This is a genomic window from Bacillus sp. GB_SG_008 (genome assembly GCF_052038115.1).
GTDB classification, from domain to species: Bacteria; Bacillota; Bacilli; order Bacillales; family Bacillaceae_G; genus Bacillus_A; species Bacillus_A rhizoplanae.
The window spans coordinates 175,163-193,416 of record NZ_JBPZSK010000006.1 but is presented as its reverse complement, the minus strand read 5'-3'; the positions used below and the strand labels follow the sequence as shown (position 1 = coordinate 193,416).

Genomic DNA, 18,254 nt, shown 5'->3' with positions numbered 1-18,254 from the left:
ACTAACTGAGTGCTTATCTTGAATAAGATTTAAGCGGCGATCTTCAAGAATCGGGCGTGGTTGTTGAACGACATAGGTAGAAATGATCAAACTTTTTTATAAAAACCAAACTTAAATCTGCTTAGAAGAATCCATTTTGAACAATCTTCTTTCAAAATGGATTCTGTTTATTTATCGTAAAATTTGGGATTGCGAGGTATTTTTGATCAAACTTTTTTTCAAAGCTACATAAATCCCTAGAGATGATGCTTATTTATAAGTAAATTTAGTTTTTTATTAAGTCCTTACACAGTTCTTCTCGCCGAAATTAGTCAATGTCATGCGGAGTTAAAAAGTAGGAGGAGTAATTGCAAAGATTACTACTGCTTTCTCCTTATACGGATTTTCCCATTTATGCTTCATATAAGATGGGATTTTTACACTATCACCTGTGTATAAAGTTAATGTTTCTTGATTTAAATTTAGAGTAACAGTTCCCTCTAAAACAAATGCGATTTCTTCACCTTTATGCTCTATTAGTTTTTCGGAAGAAGAAGCTTGAGGTAATAAAGTCATAAGAGCAAGTTCAAGGGCTCCCGTTAAATCTGGAGATAGTAATTCATATGACAAATGTTCACTTTCAGGAAAACTAATCTTTTTTCGTTGGTCAGCTCTTACAACTAAGCTTTGTGCACTTGTATCTTCCAAAAAGAAATTAAACATAGGAATATTTAATGCGTTAGATATTAATTTAAGGGTTTGCAAGGATGGGTTTGCAGATCCTTTTTCGATTTGACTTAACATAGAAGGTGTGACATTGACGAGTGTTGCCAGTTCTCGACTACTCAAGCCTTGTGCTTTTCGGTATTCTGCTATTCTTTGTCCGACATTTATATCATTCATGTTGATTCTCCTTGTATATGAATTATTAAAGGTTTTTATTAAATTTAATTTAAATTTATTAATATATATTTAATTAATTTCGTTTGTGTGTTAAATTTAGTTTAATTATAATAAATAAAATTAAATTTTAAAATGCTAACATCTAACATTAATTAAATAAGGATAAAGAAGGGAGAATTCACAAATGAAGAAGTATGATAGCACAGCTATACAAATCTTAAAAGAAAAGCACCCTTTACTAAATCAACTCGTTTTGACGGAGGAAGTATTTTGGGTCAATCCTAATAAAGAAGAGTTTGAAACCGGAATTAAAAAAGCACCTCTTACTAAAGACGATGTAAAAGATGCTGAGGAAAGATTAAAACGTTTTGCACCGTATATTGCGAAAGCCTTTCCTGAAACAAAAGATACGAATGGGATTATTGAATCTCCTTTAGTGACAACGCCTTCTATGAAACAACATTTAGAACAAGAGTATGAGCAGCATATAGTAGGGAATTTATTACTAAAATGTGATAGTCAGCTTCCGATATCAGGATCTATTAAAGCAAGAGGTGGAATTTATGAAGTTCTTAAACATGCGGAAGATTTAGCTTTAGAACATCATTTATTAAATAAACAAGATGATTATTCCATTTTAGATAGTGATCAATTCCGCACGTTCTTCTCGCAATATTCAATCGCAGTAGGTTCAACAGGGAATTTAGGGCTTAGTATTGGCATTATGAGTGCAAAATTAGGATTTAATGTGACAGTTCATATGTCCGCTGATGCAAAGCAGTGGAAAAAAGATTTACTTCGAAGTAAAAATGTCACAGTTATTGAATATGCAGCGGATTATAGTAAAGCAGTAGAAGAAGGAAGAAGACAAGCCGAAGCGGATCCTATGTGTTATTTCGTTGATGATGAGAATTCAAAAAATCTGTTTCTTGGATATGCTGTAGCTGCTTCTCGCTTGCAAAAACAACTGCAGGATCAAAATATTGTTGTTGATGCTGACCATCCATTATTTGTTTATTTACCATGTGGTGTCGGCGGAGGTCCTGGCGGCGTAGCATTTGGTTTGAAATTATTGTTTGGTGATCATGTACATTGCTTCTTTGCGGAACCAACTCATTCTCCATGTATGTTAATTGGTTTATTGACAGGTCTTCACGATGAAATTTCTGTCCAAGACTTTGGCATTGATAATGTGACGGAAGCTGATGGCCTTGCGGTAGGAAGAGCATCTGGATTTGTTGGAAAAGTAATTGAACCGTTGCTAAGTGGATGTTACACAGTAAGTGATCAAGAATTATATAGACTATTAAAAGCTTTTGTCGATACAGAAGGAATCAAATTAGAGCCGTCAGCATTGGCAAGTGTATACGGACCTGTTCAATTGTTCAAACAACAGCAATATATACAAGAAAATCATCTGCAAGAAAAAATGATGCATGCAACGCATATCATGTGGGGAACAGGTGGAGGTATGGTTCCACCTCACATTATGGAAGAATATTATAAAAAAGGATAAATAACTTATAAAATCAAGAAGAGTTTTTAAGTAATCTTTATTGTAGATTAAAGTAACTTATTTGTATGAGTACATCACTTATCTAAAGTGGTGTACTTTTTGTTTTTTTATGTTTTCTTTATGGTTTCATATATTGCCATAACAAAACTGTAGCAATAGTGATTTACCGTAACATCAGTTTCAGTTATAATTGATTTGTTTGTAAAATTTCGAAAATTCTTACTGGTAAGGAGGAATTAATTTGAATACATCTCAACTATCTGAACGCTTTAAGAACTTTGCTAAAATTGAATGCAGAGGTTCAAGTAAACTGTATGAGTATTTATCTATAAAGATTTCAGAAGATGATGAGTTAATGGAGTTATGTGCAAATTCTCGAGAAGGGCAACCAGTTCCTAATTTATTTTTAGGGGCTGTTCATTATCTATTGTTAAAAGGAAAAGAACATGTTTTAAAAAAGTATTATCCAAGTATTACTAAGCATCCAAGAGAAATAGAAGATTCTTTTATTCATTTTAAGGATTTTTGCCGAATGTATAGAGACGAAATTATTTCTATCTTAAAAAGCAGGTTAGTACAGACTAATGAAGTAAGACGTTCTGCTTATCTATATCCAATTTTTTGCTATATTTACAACGTTGTAAAGAAGCCCTTATCACTAATAGAAATTGGAACAAGTGCTGGTCTGCAATTGTTATGGGACAAGTATAGTTATTCATATGGAACAAATGAGGTTTATGGAGATAAAGACTCAAATGTCCATATAACATCTGAAATAAAAGGAAATCATACGCCGCCATTTCTTTTATCTAGTCCTCCAGTAGCTTCAAAAGTAGGATTAGACTTACATATTAGTGATTTAGGAAATTCAGAAGATTATTTATGGTTAAAGTCGCTTATTTGGCCTGAACATGAAGAAAGGTTAGCGCTTTTTGAAAGTGCAGCTAAATGCCTTATCGAGAATCCAGTAAAACTTGTAGAAGGGGATGGAGTGGCATTACTTACAAATGTTGTAGAAAAACTTTCAAATGATACTGCTATTTGTATTTTCCATACTCACGTTGCAAATCAAATACCAGAAGGTTCTAAGTATGAACTAATAGAAAAAATAAAAACGATTGGAAGTAAAAGAGATGTTTTTCATATTTACAACAATATGTGGGATAGAAAACTTCATCTTGATTATTTTTTAAATGGTATAGAATATAATCAAACTATCGGAGAAACAGATGGGCATGGTAGATGGTTTGAGTGGAACTTGAAGTAGCGTATAGGGCGGAAGGGGTAACTAAGATAGGTATAGACGTAATTTTCCCAATTGAAATTTAAATTAATAAGTATTGATGACTATAACTTATGGTAACCCCAAAAGTGATTCTTTGTAAGAACACTTTTGGGGTTATTTTTGATAAAGAGAGCTATCCTTTTCGTGCTGCTTTGTACGTTATCAGTAACTGTCATGCCGGAGATAATTTTCCGTTAAGCTGATACTCTGTTATAACAGTAACATCTTTAAATGTGAACGAAATGAAACAAATAAAATATGTTAAATAATTGTGTTGATTATAGTAAAAAAACTTGGTATGGTTATACATTGTTATAGCTAATATGGGAAAAAGAAAAGAAAAGCGAAATCAAGATAAGGATTGCTATTCTACTGTGAAGGATTTTAAAGGAACGCTGTTTTTGTATAAATAGAATATTAACTATAAATGAATATTTTGAATATAAGGTACAAGGAGATAATAATATGAAAGACAAACTAAGTACAATCCCCTCATTATCTTCAAACTCTGTTTATTTGGGTGTTTTGCTAGCTGTAGTTGGAGGGTTTTTAGATGCTTACACTTTCATCAGCAGGGACGGAGTATTTGCTAATGCACAGACAGGAAATGTAGTACTACTCGCTATAAGAACAGCTAATGGGGAATGGGGAAGTGCTTTGCTTTATATCCCGCCTATTTTAGCTTTTATATTAGGTGTTTTAATATCAGAAGTAGTAAAGATTCCTCATATAAGGCATTTATTACATAGTTATAGACGCTCTATTCTTATGCTAGAATGTATTGTTTTAATCATTGTAGGTATCTTGCCAAAAAGTATACCTAACATAGTGGTAACAGTATGTATTTCGTTTGTATCATCTTTACAGATCTCTACTTTTAATAAACTAGACAAGTGGGCTTACAATTCAACGATGACAACAGGTAATCTTCGAATTGCAACGCAGGCAGCATATTTAGCATTCAAAGAACATGATCAGGAAGAGAAAAAACGATTTAAAGAATTTCTTGTTATCATTGTTTCTTTTATATTTGGTGTGCTGTTAGGGACTTTTTCCACCACTCATATAGGGATCAAATCTATTTGGATTGCATCTGGAATTTTAGTGATTGCTCTTATTATGTATCATAAAGATAGAGGTTATTGGAGAAAATCCGTAACGTTGAAATGAAAATTTTTAAAAAATGTTGCTCTAATAATCCCTCATGTGGAGTGCAACGCGCTGATAGCATAAAAATCGTAGCTCGGTAAAAAATCCTGAGAAATAATGGTTCTCAGGATTTTTCCAATTGAATTTAAGGTCAGTAACTACTGACGACTATAACTTATTGCAATTCAAAAAGTGATCCTGTGAGAGATCACTTTTTTGTTATCTTTGATAGAGTATTATCGTAAATAGCTGTGCGAAATGTATCATTTCCGTTTTTTCGCATCTGTAACATTCTGTTCTTCAGCAAACTCTGTTCCATAAGCTAGCGATCGGTGGAAATTAATATCTTTTCTATTGCTTGTTTGCTGAGTAGAAATACGACTGAGTAAATAACTATGAACAAAGACTTCTGCTACTGTAACTACTATTGCTGATAAAATACTTCCCCAAGCAATTTGCATATAATTATCTAGAAGTACGCTGCCGAAAATCCATACACTCATATAAGTGAAAAGAAAATCAACCATGATTGCAGCGGTATTTCCCACCCGTGGTAAGAAGATTAGGTCTCCTAACATATACGAGGCAATCGTGATAAATAGACTGAAGGAAAAGATGTCAACAAATGTTGCATCAAAGAAAAAATCCAAGCCAATTGCAAAAGCAATTATGCAGGATACAAACTTTATAAGCAGAATAGTAATATGATTCATCATCTGAACCTCTCTTTTTCTATTTAGTTTGAATGAAAATAGGAAGTTTATGCATGGAAATTTAAAGTTCAAATTGTAAGGTGGAGTTAAATTAACAATGTATCATTGTAAAAAAGATAAACACCTAATTCAAATACCTAAATAGGAGGAAGATAATGACTCAATTATTAATCAATCCGATGTTCTTAGTACTCATTCTGTTTCCGGTTGTTACGGTAATTTTAAGTGCAATCGCTTATGTAGGGTTAAAAAATTTATTTGTTATGCCCTTAATCATTTTTCTGCTTTCAATAGTCTTTATGATTATGTATGCAAATGAAACATTTCTCTATTGGGTAATTTTATATTCAGCTTTATCAATATTGGTAGGGCTTTTGTTCAAATTTATTTTGTCTAAATGAATTTAGTGATTTGAACTGCTGTTTAACTTTAAGTTGAAGGATTTTTGAATGAACTGAAAGGAAAATGAAATGTTATTCTCAAAGGTAGAACTGATTTTTAAAAGTAAAAATTTTTATCACTCTTCATTTATCTGAATGTTAAAAAAACACAAAAAATGTTATATTAAAAAGAGGAAATTAACATTTTTAGGTAAGGAGGGATAGAGATGTGGATTACTTCAGAGGTAGAAATTCCAGATGAATTATTTGATAAACTCGAACAAGGGAAATTGGTGGTATTTGTTGGAGCTGGAGTATCTATGAAAGGTAATTCAAACTTACCGAATTTTGATGACTTAGTTGATTATATTGCGAACGCTCTATATGTAGAAAAGCGTGAGGAAAATGAACCGCACGATTATTATCTTGGGAAAATTGCGAAAACGAAAGATGTTCATCAGATTGCTAAGAATCTTGTTCATGTAGCGTATTCAAAGCCAAATCCATTGCATGATTCTATTTTACAATTATTTGCAGCTGATGAAAATGTTCGTATTGTAACTACAAATTTTGATCAACATTTTACAACTTTACTCGAGGAATCGAAGCGTAAAGTAAATATATATTATGCTCCGGCACTTCCAACTGGAAGAGCTTTTAAAGGATTGGCATACATTCATGGTAATGTGGAACAAGAAAAAGAAAATTTAATCTTGACAGATGGTGATTTTGGAAGGGCTTACTTAACAGAAGGATGGGCAAGGCGGTTTTTAGTAGACCTATTTTCTAATTATACCGTTTTATTTATTGGTTATAGTCATAATGACCCTGTTATGAAGTATTTAGCAACTGGATTACCACCTAGTACGAGAAGGTATGCCTTTGTTGCTCATGGAGAAAATACATATCACTGGGAGCATTTAGGGGTTAAGCCGATTGTATATCCGAATAAGATGCAAAATCATCAGTCATTAGCAAAAGCAGTACAGCGATGGGCAGAGCTAATGGGTGATAATTATATTACAAAAAGAACACGGATTCGTGATATCGTAACGGTTCCACCATCTTTAGAGCAGGAGCAGCTGTCTTATATTAAACAATCTGTAAAAAAGATTGAAACACTTCGATATTTTGTAGAGTTTGCAAGAGACTACGAATGGGTGGAATGGCTAGAAAAAGAGGGGCAGTTACGGAATTTATTTTCAGAAGAAGCTGATACTTCTGAGAAAGATCAGTTGCTTGCACAGTGGATTGTTGATCATTTTTTATTAAGTCATCAAAATGAATTATTTCAGTTAATGTATAAAAATAATACGAAGATATCGGCCTTGTTATGGAATACGATATGCACGTTTTTAGTAGATATGGAACAACCGATACATACGATTTCCTTTGCAAAATGGCTTTTATTATTGTTAGAAAAGGCGAAAGCAAAAGAATTTTTTATTGGCAATTTGCCTTCTTTACTTCATAAATGTACGTACCCGGAGCATAAAGAAATTATGGTTCTTTTACTAACTTGTATATTAGATGGAAAACTGAAATTGAAGCGACTTCGGCAATGGGAACAAGAGACGCAAGATGTTGTAGAGTTAGCGGAAACAAATCACCTGTCAGCTGCAACTTTTTCAAAAATGCAGCACATATGGGAAGTGAAAATAAAGCCGCATCTTTCTTATTTTGCTATACCAATTTTGCAGATTGGATTAGAAAAATTACAGAGATTAGCTCTAAAACAAAAGACCCTTCAAATCCATGATACAATCAGTGAATTACGAAGTGCAATCGAACCGCATGAGCAAGATAGCCAGCCGCGTGAATTTTCTTTTTTAATTAATATTGTTAGAGATTGTATGAATTATATTTGTGCACATGATGAAAATAAAGCAAATTTTTATATTGCTTATATGCTTGAATTTGGAAACACACTGCAAAAGAGAATTGCAGTGCATAGTATGAACCATACTGTGTTCCGAACGCAAAATGAAAAAATTGAATGGTTATTACAACATAAATTGCTTATTGAAGACTCTTGCAAGCATGAGGTGTTTCAACTGTTAAAGAATCATTATGAACAGGCATCTGAATCTTCAAAACAAAAAGTGTTAAAAAACGTAATGAAACACTTTGAAGTAAAAACTTGTTACGCGGCTTGTAACTTAATAGATTGGCTTTACATGTGCGCTCCAGATAACGAGTCTACGAAACAAACATATGAATTTATGAAACAGAAATTCCCTCATTTTTTATCGAGAAAGTATCCGGATTTACAAGAAGAGCGGACGTTACAGCCGATTACATGCAATTTAACAGCAGATGGTTTGTTGCATATGAGAGAGGAAGAAATGGTAAGGCAAGTTCTTCAATATTCACATGAAGGATTGTTTGAGAAACATCATTTTTTAGAAATGCTTTCCAAGGCTTGTAAAACAAATGCACAATGGAGTATTTCTCTTGCATATCAATTAGTTAGATATAAAGAAGTGAGTAAAGAAGTATGGTTTGTATTAATGAGGGAGTGGCGCAATAATCGAAAATTAACAAATGAGCAAATACAAGAGATTTTACCATTGTTACATCAATTTGTACGATATGCTACTTATCATTGGCTTATTAGTAGTTTTCTGTATGAAAAGAGTAATCGGTTAGAGGAATTTCAAGAAGACACAATTCGAGCAGTAAAGCAGCTTGCTTTTTCGTTGTTCCCTCATGTTATGAAAGGTGAGCAAGGAGGAAGAAAAGAGCAAACGGACTACTACAATGAGGCTGTTCAGCATCCGGTAGGGAAAATAACAGCAGTTTTATTAAAACTTCTTGCATATGAACATCTATATGATCGAAATATACATGCTTATTTGTATGTATTTGAAGAGCAGATGCGAAAAAAATCATACTACGTAAATGTTATGCTTGCTAGGCTCACAGCTGATTTAACATTTCTCTATCATATCGAGAAGCAATGGTGTAGAAAGCATATGATTCCTTATTTAGATTTGCAGAAAAATGAAGAGGAAACAAAGTATGCATGGGCTGGGTTTGTAAATACTCAAATTAATTTGCCTTTATTTATACAAACAAAGAAATATATTGCTTTTGCTGTTCGCCATTTACATTTGTTGAATGAACAAACACAAGAAGTATTTATGAAGTGGCTGAGTCTCGTCTTTCTAAAGTGTATTTTATATTGGGATGAACAAATAGATTGGTTATACACTCTTTTTATACAGGGAGAAGAGCTAGAAAAAGTAAAGTTTGTCGGAAATGTATCTTACTATGTAAAAACATTAAGTATAAAAGAACAACAAAAGTTTTGGCAAGACTGGCTTGCAGATTTTTTAGTAGAACGTCCCAAAATGAGTATAATATTAGGGAAAGAATATATCATCTTTCTGCGGTTTGTGTTACACATGGATGCTATTGCTGAAAAAGGGATTGAAGCTGTTTTATCGTATTTTTCTATATCTTCACTGCATAAAGAGAAACAAGAAGTGAAATATTTGTTCAAACAGATGCTGGAAAAAAGTGAGCTAATTCATCAAAATCCTAAAGTGTATGCAAATTTATTTTTCGTTTTATTAACAAAGCTAAATGATGCAGAGTGTATTGAAAATGAAATCATTAATCTTCAGAAAATATTTGATGAAACAAAGCTTGAAAATACACTATTTGAATGTATTCAAAATGAGATGATGCGCATCGGATTGATCAATCGAAATGCAAATGATTCACATTTGTTATTATGAAACATACGATGCAGTGTGAGTAGAATTTTTAAAAAATAATGAAAAAGTGTTGACATGGTTAAAAATAACACTTTATAATACAAATCAATACTTAATAAAAATAAAGCATTGAAGGGAACATAGTAGTGTTTATCTCCCTGTAACAGAGAGCTGATGGTTGGTGGAAATCAGTACAAAGGTAAACGTGAATTACAGTCCTGGAGCATCTTTTTCGTAGTAAAGGCAGATGTCTTTATGAAGGAAAAGACGGTCGATATGATCGTTAACAAAGAAGAGAGGTAGACATATTTGTCTACAACTAGGGTGGTACCGCGATAATAATCGTCCCTACTGATTGAATCAGTAGGGATTTTTTGCATATATGCGGACCTATATGACAATAAAATAATAAGCGCGATGATAGGAAAAATAGTAGTGGTTGTTTCCCTGTAACAGAGAGCTGGTGGTTGGTGTGAACCAGTACATAAACAAACATGAATTACAGTCCTGGAGCATCTTTTTCGTAGTAAAGATGATGTCTTTATGAAGGGAAAGACGGTCAGTGTGATCGTTAACAAAGAAGAGAGGTAGACAATTTTGTCTGCAACTAGGGTGGTACCGCGATAATAATCGTCCCTACTGATTGGATCAGTAGGGGTTTTTTGTATATTTTTCACAAGGAATCGTTACCAACCTTCTTTTGTTACAAATATTAGGTTCAGAAAATAGGGAATTTTCAATCCCTTATTATAAATTTTCAAATGATACAAGGAGGAATTTTCAATGGGAAATCATGAATTAGAACAATTACGTAAACAGGTGGATGAAATTAACTTACAACTTCTGCACTTATTAAATGAGCGTGCAAAGGTTGTTCAAGAAATTGGTCAACAAAAGAAACTGCAAGGTACGAAACGCTTCGATCCTGTTCGTGAGCGTGAAGTACTTGATATGATTGCTGAACATAACGAAGGGCCATTTGAAACATCTACAGTGCAACATATTTTCAAAACAATTTTTAAAGCAAGTTTAGAATTGCAAGAAGATGACAATCGTAAAGCATTATTAGTTTCACGTAAAAAGAAACAAGAAAACACAGTTGTTGATGTAAAAGGTGAATTATTAGGTAGCGGTGTACAAACATTTATTATGGGACCTTGCGCAGTTGAAAGTTTAGATCAAGTTCGCCAAGTTGCTCAGGCAATGAAAGAACAAGGTATAAAATTAATGCGCGGCGGTGCGTTCAAACCGAGAACATCCCCTTACGATTTCCAAGGATTAGGAATAGAGGGTTTGCAAATTTTACGCCAAGTAGCAGACGAGTTTGATTTAGCAATCATTAGTGAAATCTTAAATCCAAATGATGTAGAAATGGCGCTTGATTATGTTGATGTGATTCAAGTAGGCGCTCGTAATATGCAAAACTTTGATTTATTAAGAGCTGTTGGAAAGGTAAATAAACCAGTATTATTAAAACGTGGTTTAGCAGCGACAATTGATGAGTTTGTCCATGCAGCAGAATACATTATTGCACAAGGAAACGATCAAATTATTTTATGTGAGCGTGGTATTCGCACATACGAAAAAGCAACGCGTAATACACTTGATATTTCAGCAGTACCAATTTTAAAGAAAGAAACACATTTACCGGTTGTTGTGGATGTAACACATTCAACAGGACGAAAAGACTTACTTCTTCCAACTGCGAAAGCAGCACTAGCAATCGGTGCAGATGCAGTTATGGCAGAAGTGCATCCAGACCCAGCGGTTGCATTATCAGATTCCGCACAGCAAATGGATATTCCACAGTTCCATGCATTCATGGAAGAGTTAAAAGGATTTAAAAATAAGTTATCATAATTAAATAGATATTGCGTTGAAAGGAAAACAGTAGCATTTATCTCCTTGTTACAGAGAGCTGATGGTTGGTGGAAATCAGTACAAAGGTAAATGTGAATTACAGCCCTGGAGCATCTTTTTCGTAGTAAAGATAGAAGTCTTTATGAAGGGAAAGACGGTCAATATGATCGTTAACAATAAAAAGAGATAGACATACTTGTCTATAACTAGGGTGGTACCGCGATATCATCGCCCCTACTGAGCTGAATCAGTAGGGGCTTTTTTATAGGGTGATTCGAGTAGTGGAGAGGCTACATATAAGCTTTCGCTGTCTAAAAGTAGCAGGATAAAATCGTAAAGGGGAAACAAAGATGAGATATATAACAGCTGGAGAATCACATGGTCCGCAGTTGACAGTTATTTTGGAGGGTGTTCCTTCTGGTCTTTCTTTAACTGCGGAGGATATTAATATAGAGTTATTAAGACGACAAAAAGGTCACGGCCGCGGAAGACGTATGCAAATTGAAACGGATACTGTTGAAATTGTAAGTGGTGTGCGTCATGGCTATACGCTTGGTTCGCCAATTACATTAGTTGTGAAAAATGATGATTTCAAGCATTGGACAAAAGTAATGAGCGCTGAACCGATTTCTGAACAAGAAAGTAAAGAAATGAAACGAACGATTACAAAACCACGTCCAGGGCATGCTGATTTAAATGGAGCAATTAAATATGGTCATCGTGATATACGTAATGTATTGGAGCGTTCTTCAGCAAGAGAGACGACTGTGAGAGTAGCGGCAGGAGCTATTGCAAAAAAGATTTTAACAGAATTGGGAGTAACTATCGCAGGGCATGTGCTTGAAATTGGTGGTATGAAAGCCAAGCAAGTTCCACATGTATCATTAGCAGAGTTGCAGGTTATTTCAGAAAACTCACCTGTTCGCTGCTTAGATCAAGAAGCAGAGCAAGCGATGATGGAAGCGATTGATGCAGCGAAAAGTAATGGAGATTCCATTGGCGGAATCGTTGAGGTAATTGCTGAAGGAATGCCGATTGGTGTTGGGAGTTACGTTCATTATGACCGGAAATTAGATGCAAAATTAGCTGCAGCCATCATGAGTATTAATGCGTTTAAAGGTGCTGAAATTGGCATTGGTTTTGAGGCATCCTGGCAACCAGGGAGTGCTGTTCATGATGAAATTTTATGGGATGAAGAAACGGGTTACACACGAAAAACGAATAACGCTGGCGGGTTAGAAGGCGGGATGACAACAGGTATGCCAATTGTTGTGAGAGGTGTTATGAAACCAATTCCTACATTATATAAACCACTGGCAAGTGTAGATATTGACACAAAGGAAACGTTTCAAGCAAGTATTGAACGTTCAGATAGCTGTGCAGTACCAGCAGCAAGTGTAGTAGCAGAATCAGTTGTTGCGTGGGAGCTGGCAACTGCATTAGTAGAACAGTTTGGGAAAGATCGTATGGATCTTATTAAACAAAATATTGCTCAGCATAACAAGTACGCAAAAGAATTTTAAAAAGGAGGGATTTTCGTGAAAGTAAAAGAACAATTAGGAACACTGCAACCATATAAACCGGGTAAATCGGCAAAACAAATGCAAGAAGATTATGGTTTTCATTCATTTGTAAAATTAGCTTCAAATGAAAATCCATTTGGCTGTTCACCTCGTGTTATGGAAGGGTTACAAGAAGAGTGGAATGAACATGCTTTATACCCAGACGGGGGAGCGGTTGAACTCCGTCAAACAATTGCGGAAAAACTACATGTTAAAAAGGAAGAAATTTTATGTGGAAGTGGGCTTGATGAAGTGATTCAAATCATTAGCCGAACGATGCTTTGTCAAGGAGATAATGTCGTTACGGCTGGAGAAACATTTCCGCAATATCGTCATCACGCAGTAATCGAGGGGTGTGAGGTGAAGGAAGTTCCGTTGCAGAATGGAACTTATAACTTAGATGAAATTGCGTCAGCAATCGATGGGAAAACAAAGATTGTTTGGATTTGTAACCCGAATAATCCAACAGGAACATATGTAAATGACCGAAAATTACGTGAATTTATGAGGGAAGTTCATAAAGAAACATTGGTTGTGATTGATGAAGCATATTATGAATATGTCACAGCGAGTGATCTTCCAGATACAATTTCATTACTAAAAGAGTATAAGAACCTTCTTATATTAAGAACATTTTCAAAAGCGTATGGATTAGCTGCATTTCGAGTTGGTTATGCAATTGGGAATGAAGCAATAATTGAGAAATTGAATGTCGTTCGCCTTCCATTTAATGTGTCAGCACTTGCACAAAAAGCAGCAGTGCTTGCATGGAACGATGAACAGTTTTTACAAAAGACAATTCGTGCAAATCGAGAAGGCTTGGAGCAATATGAAAGATTTTGCAAAGAAAATGAAATTTCGTTTTATTCGTCTCAAACAAATTTTATCTTTCTACCGTTAGAAGATGCACAAACAGTTTATGAACTTTGTGCACACGCTGGGTATATCATTCGTCCGTTTCCGAATGGTGTTCGGATCACGATTGGCACGAGTGAGCAAAATGAAGGAGTGATTGCAGTGTTAACACAACATTTTAATAATAGTAGGTCTCGAGATGAGGCGCATGTGTAAAAAAGTTGTATTAATTGGAACAGGACTAATTGGCGGTTCACTTGCTTTAGCAATTAAGCGAGAACATAGTGTAACCATTACTGGTTATGACATTCAAAGTGAACAAGTAAAACGTGCAAAACGATTGAATGTAATCGATGAAGTGGGAGTGGACTTAAAGACAATGTGTGAAGAAGCACATTTAATTATCTTTGCATCTCCTGTCGAAGAAACAACAAAGTTGCTTAGAAAACTTGCTTCATATCAATTGCGTGAAGATGTTATCGTTACGGATGTCGGGAGTACAAAAGGAACAATTATGAATGAAGCTGAGACGTTACTAGAAAACGGTATTACGTTTATTGGTGGGCATCCGATGGCAGGATCTCATAAAACGGGTGTAGAAAGTGCGAAGGCACACTTATTTGAAAATGCCTACTACATTTTAACGCCAATGAATACTGTTCAGACGGAGAAAGTCGAACAATTAAAGGATTGGTTAAAGGGAACGCGTTCGCATTTTCTTGTGTTAAATACAGAGGAACATGATTATGTAACAGGTGTTGTGAGTCATTTTCCGCATTTAATTGCTGCAGGCTTAGTTAAACAAGTAGAAAAACATGCGGGTGACAATCCATTGATTCATATGCTGGCAGCTGGCGGTTTTAAAGATATTACCCGCATCGCTTCTAGTAGTCCGAAAATGTGGAGTGATATTGTAAGACAAAACCGTACTCATTTATTACAGTTATTAGAGGAATGGATTATGGAAATGAAGCAATTACAGCATACAGTCGCAGAAGGAGATGCAGAAGTACTACACACTTACTTTGCGAATGCAAAAGAATACCGTGATTCCATGCCTGTTCGTAAAAGCGGTGCGATTCCTGCTTATCATGATTTATACGTTGATGTTTTAGATAAAGTAGGGGCGTTAGCGCATATTACAAGCATACTTGCAAAGCAAGAGATTAGTATTACAAACTTGCAAATACTAGAAGCGCGTGAAGGATTACTCGGGGTGTTACGTATTAGCTTTCAAACAGAAGAGGATCGTATGAGAGCAACGCAATCTTTACAGCATGAACAGTATCAAACATATGAAAATATTTAAATGAAAGAAGGTGCCGTAACAAATATGAAAACTGTACAAACAGCTATAGAAGGTTTGCAAGGAAAGATTATTATTCTAGGTGATAAATCAATTTCGCATCGTTCTGTCATGTTTGGCGCAATCGCCCACGGAAAAACAACGATTAAAGGTTTTTTACCAGGAGCAGACTGTTTAAGTACTATTTCTTGTTTTCGCGAGATGGGCGTATCGATAACGCAAAACGGAGATGAAGTAGAGATAATTGGAGCAGGAATTGAAGGTTTACAAGAAGCGAAGCGAGTACTTGATGTTGGGAATTCTGGTACAACGATTCGTTTATTGCTTGGAATATTAGCGAATACAAATCTTCATTTTTGTTTGCAAGGTGATGCTTCAATTGGAAAACGACCAATGAAACGCGTTACAAAACCGCTTAGTCTAATGCGAGCAACAATTGATGGAAGAGAAGACGGAACGTATACACCGCTAACGATACGAGGAGGAAATCTTCAAGCGATTGATTATATTTCACCTGTTGCAAGCGCTCAAGTAAAATCTGCTATTTTATTAGCAGGCCTTGGAGCGCAGGGTGTAACAAGTGTTACAGAACCTCATATATCACGAGATCATACGGAAAGAATGCTTCAAGCATTTGGTGTACAAGTAAAACGAGATGGAACAAAAGTTTCAATAGAAGGTGGGCAACAGCTAAAAGGTACGAACATTCATGTACCAGGAGACATTTCATCGGCTGCATTTTTCCTAGTAGGCGGTGCCATCACTCCGAATAGCAAACTTACATTAAAAAATGTTGGAATCAATCCAACAAGAACGGGAATTATCGATGCTCTTACAAAAATGGGAGCAAAGTTAGAAATTGAACAATATGATACAGATGCTGCAGAACCTGCTGCTAATCTTATAATTGAAACATCAAAGTTAAAAGGAATTGAGATTGGCGGCGATATGATTCCAAGATTAATTGATGAAATTCCAATCATCGCTCTTGCAGCAACGCAAGCAGAAGGTATTACAATTATCAAAGATGCACATGAATTAAAAGTGAAGGAAACAAATCGAATTGATACCGTTGTAGAAGAACTAACAAAATTAGGGGCGCGTATAGAAGCAACGAACGATGGTATGATTATTTATGGGAAAACATCATTAAAGGGAAATACCGTAAATAGTCATGGTGATCATCGGATTGGAATGATGCTTGCAGTAGCTGGCTGCATTGCAGAAGGAGAGACATTAATCCAGGATGCGGAAGCAGTTGGAGTATCATATCCTAGATTTTTTGAAGAGATTGAGAAATTGAAGTTAGAAACCCGGTAGATTGATATAAAATCTATCGGGTTTTCATTTGCAAAATTTATGTTTTCTGATTATTGTGTTATATTTTATTGTGCATGTGCAGTTAGTAATACGATGGAGGGAGAGCGGGAGCATGGAAGTAACTCAATTATTAGAAGAACAACATCGAGAGGCAGTAAGACTATCTGAATACGCCTTTCAATATAAAGTACCAGAAGATCAAATTGAAAAACGTCTTCAGCTTTTTAAAAAGTATCATCAAATATTTGGGATATTAGAAGGAAAAGAGCTTGCCGCAAAATTACACCTAATTCCGTTTGAAATCTTTTTAGGTGAAGAAAAGTTCAAAATGGGTGGAATTGCAGGGGTAGCTACATATCCAGAATTTAGACGCAATGGGTATGTAAAAAAACTATTAAAGTACGTATTAGAGACAATGAGACAAGATGGTTATAGCGTTTCAATGCTACACCCATTTTCTGTTTCTTTTTATAGGAAGTATGGATGGGAATTGTTTGCGAATCGCCTTGTTTGCTCATTATCAAAAGCTGATTTAATCATGAAAGAACACGTACCAGGAAGTATAAAACGTTTTAATAAGGAATCACATTTGAAAGAGGTTGAAATTGTATATGAGCAATTTGCAAAAAGGTATTCTGGTATGCTAGTTCGTAATCAGGATTTCTGGTTGGATTTTGTTTATGGTGATCTGCATGCAGCTGTTTATTATAATCAAGTTGATGAACCTACAGGTTATATACTTTATAAAATAGAGAGTTCTAAGATGAAAGTAGAAGAATTTGTGCCATTAAACAGTGAGGCTAGAAGCGGTTTATGGAATTTTATTTGTCAGCATGATTCGATGATTCAAGAGCTTGAAATGATTGTTCATGAAAAAGAACCATTGCTGTTTTCACTGCAAGAGCCTCGTGTTAAGGCTGAAATAAAACCTTACTTTATGGTTAGAATCGTAGATGTTGAGCGTTTTATTAAGCAATATCCATTTGCTTGGGAACATAACGAGGAAGAGCTTATTTTACATATTTCTGATTCATTTGCACCTTGGAATAATCAGACAGTCTTATTACGAGATAAAGAGGTAGTTATGGTAAACGAAGAAGAAGCTATAGCGTTGAAAGAAAAAGGCGTACACCTAAATATTAATGCTCTATCTACAGCTCTTTTCGGCTATAGAAGTCCATGGGAATTAAATCAAATAGGTATCATTTCCGGAACAGAAGAAGACATAAATCAATTTGAAAACTTGATTCCTTCCCAGCAACCATTTATTTATGATTTCTTTTAATTGCTGTGAATAGATAAAGAACATAAAAAGTGCTATGTGAAAATAGCGCTTTTTATGTTCTTAAAAATTAAATGGTTCATCAATATTTTCTATATATTGTAGGAATGTGATGGTAATAATAGCTGACTTGTGGATGTGTTACTGATAAGTGAATGGGTGGATATGGCCAAATGAAAGGCGTTACAACTCCTACAACGGGGCTTGCTGTATGAATAGCAGCAACGTGAACGGCAGAAGGGGTTGCTACAGGAATGCCAGCAACAACCCTTGTTAGAAAGAGGTTCATAATATGTTCACTCCAATGGATCATGTATGAAATAGTATATTCTTTCGTTTGTTTGAAGTGTGCAGGTGAATTTTAATTAGGATTGTAAAGGTTCTTTTTCTTGTTTGTAATTTCTACCTTCAGGAAGTGGTTA

Annotated in this window: 14 protein-coding genes and 3 other annotated features; of the genes, 11 read left to right on the top strand and 3 right to left on the bottom strand. The window is 35.0% G+C overall.

What is annotated here, in order from left to right; translation table 11 throughout:
- Positions 1-327 precede the first annotated feature (327 nt).
- The gene (locus ACTDJC_RS16920) at positions 328-882 is read right to left on the bottom strand and encodes a helix-turn-helix domain-containing protein (protein WP_098307071.1); all 555 of its coding nucleotides are present in this window, start codon (positions 880-882) and stop codon (positions 328-330) included.
- Between the two features lie 184 nt (positions 883-1,066).
- Between ACTDJC_RS16920 and ACTDJC_RS16915 the strand changes: the two genes are divergently transcribed.
- The 3 genes from ACTDJC_RS16915 (at position 1,067) to ACTDJC_RS16905 (ending at position 4,853) form a co-directional block, all read left to right on the top strand.
- Complete coding sequence (locus tag ACTDJC_RS16915; RefSeq protein ID WP_440604136.1) at positions 1,067-2,398, top strand: D-serine ammonia-lyase; 1,332 nt, start codon at positions 1,067-1,069, stop codon at positions 2,396-2,398.
- A 241-nt stretch (positions 2,399-2,639) separates the two neighbouring features.
- Positions 2,640-3,665: a DUF2332 domain-containing protein gene (locus ACTDJC_RS16910; protein WP_440604135.1), complete on the top strand. Its 1,026-nt coding sequence runs from the start codon at positions 2,640-2,642 to the stop codon at positions 3,663-3,665.
- A 483-nt stretch (positions 3,666-4,148) separates the two neighbouring features.
- A complete protein-coding gene (locus tag ACTDJC_RS16905) occupies positions 4,149-4,853 on the top strand; it encodes a YoaK family protein (protein WP_440604134.1) in 705 nt (234 codons plus the stop codon).
- Between the two features lie 242 nt (positions 4,854-5,095).
- Here the strand turns inward: ACTDJC_RS16905 and ACTDJC_RS16900 are convergent, their stop codons facing one another.
- Positions 5,096-5,545: a YndM family protein gene (locus ACTDJC_RS16900; protein ID WP_253629709.1), complete on the bottom strand. Its 450-nt coding sequence runs from the start codon at positions 5,543-5,545 to the stop codon at positions 5,096-5,098.
- A gap of 155 nt (positions 5,546-5,700) precedes the next feature.
- On the opposite strand from ACTDJC_RS16900, the gene ACTDJC_RS16895 reads away from it, so the two are divergent.
- The 8 genes from ACTDJC_RS16895 to ACTDJC_RS16860 all read left to right on the top strand — a co-directional run bounded on the left by ACTDJC_RS16895 (position 5,701) and on the right by ACTDJC_RS16860 (position 17,835).
- Positions 5,701-5,946 carry a DUF2651 family protein gene (locus ACTDJC_RS16895; protein WP_440604133.1) on the top strand — a complete coding sequence of 82 codons (246 nt, stop codon included), beginning with the start codon at positions 5,701-5,703 and terminating at the stop codon, positions 5,944-5,946.
- A 206-nt stretch (positions 5,947-6,152) separates the two neighbouring features.
- Entirely contained in the window at positions 6,153-9,668 is a 3,516-nt protein-coding gene (locus ACTDJC_RS16890) for a DUF4020 domain-containing protein (protein ID WP_440604132.1), read from the top strand.
- A gap of 99 nt (positions 9,669-9,767) precedes the next feature.
- Positions 9,768-10,000 (top strand) — a binding site (T-box leader).
- A 55-nt stretch (positions 10,001-10,055) separates the two neighbouring features.
- Positions 10,056-10,288, top strand: a binding site (T-box leader).
- 142 nt (positions 10,289-10,430) lie between these two features.
- Positions 10,431-11,507, top strand: a complete 1,077-nt coding sequence (locus ACTDJC_RS16885) for a bifunctional 3-deoxy-7-phosphoheptulonate synthase/chorismate mutase (protein WP_098307083.1) — start codon at positions 10,431-10,433, stop codon at positions 11,505-11,507.
- Positions 11,508-11,514: 7 nt separating this feature from the next.
- Positions 11,515-11,746, top strand: a binding site (T-box leader).
- 111 nt (positions 11,747-11,857) lie between these two features.
- Positions 11,858-13,030: a chorismate synthase gene (gene aroC / locus ACTDJC_RS16880; RefSeq protein ID WP_440604131.1), complete on the top strand. Its 1,173-nt coding sequence runs from the start codon at positions 11,858-11,860 to the stop codon at positions 13,028-13,030.
- Positions 13,031-13,045: 15 nt separating this feature from the next.
- Positions 13,046-14,140 carry a histidinol-phosphate transaminase gene (gene hisC / locus ACTDJC_RS16875; RefSeq protein ID WP_429718529.1) on the top strand — a complete coding sequence of 365 codons (1,095 nt, stop codon included), beginning with the start codon at positions 13,046-13,048 and terminating at the stop codon, positions 14,138-14,140.
- Entirely contained in the window at positions 14,133-15,233 is a 1,101-nt protein-coding gene (locus ACTDJC_RS16870; RefSeq protein WP_253629703.1) for a prephenate dehydrogenase, read from the top strand. Before hisC ends, ACTDJC_RS16870 begins: the two co-directional genes overlap by 8 nt.
- Positions 15,234-15,257: 24 nt before the next feature.
- Positions 15,258-16,550, top strand: a complete 1,293-nt coding sequence (gene aroA / locus ACTDJC_RS16865) for a 3-phosphoshikimate 1-carboxyvinyltransferase (RefSeq protein WP_440604130.1) — start codon at positions 15,258-15,260, stop codon at positions 16,548-16,550.
- Between the two features lie 112 nt (positions 16,551-16,662).
- Complete coding sequence (locus ACTDJC_RS16860; protein WP_440604129.1) at positions 16,663-17,835, top strand: GNAT family N-acetyltransferase; 1,173 nt, start codon at positions 16,663-16,665, stop codon at positions 17,833-17,835.
- A gap of 79 nt (positions 17,836-17,914) precedes the next feature.
- Here the strand turns inward: ACTDJC_RS16860 and ACTDJC_RS16855 are convergent, their stop codons facing one another.
- Entirely contained in the window at positions 17,915-18,121 is a 207-nt protein-coding gene (locus tag ACTDJC_RS16855; protein ID WP_098307093.1) for a hypothetical protein, read from the bottom strand.
- Between the last annotated feature and the right edge of the window lie 133 nt (positions 18,122-18,254).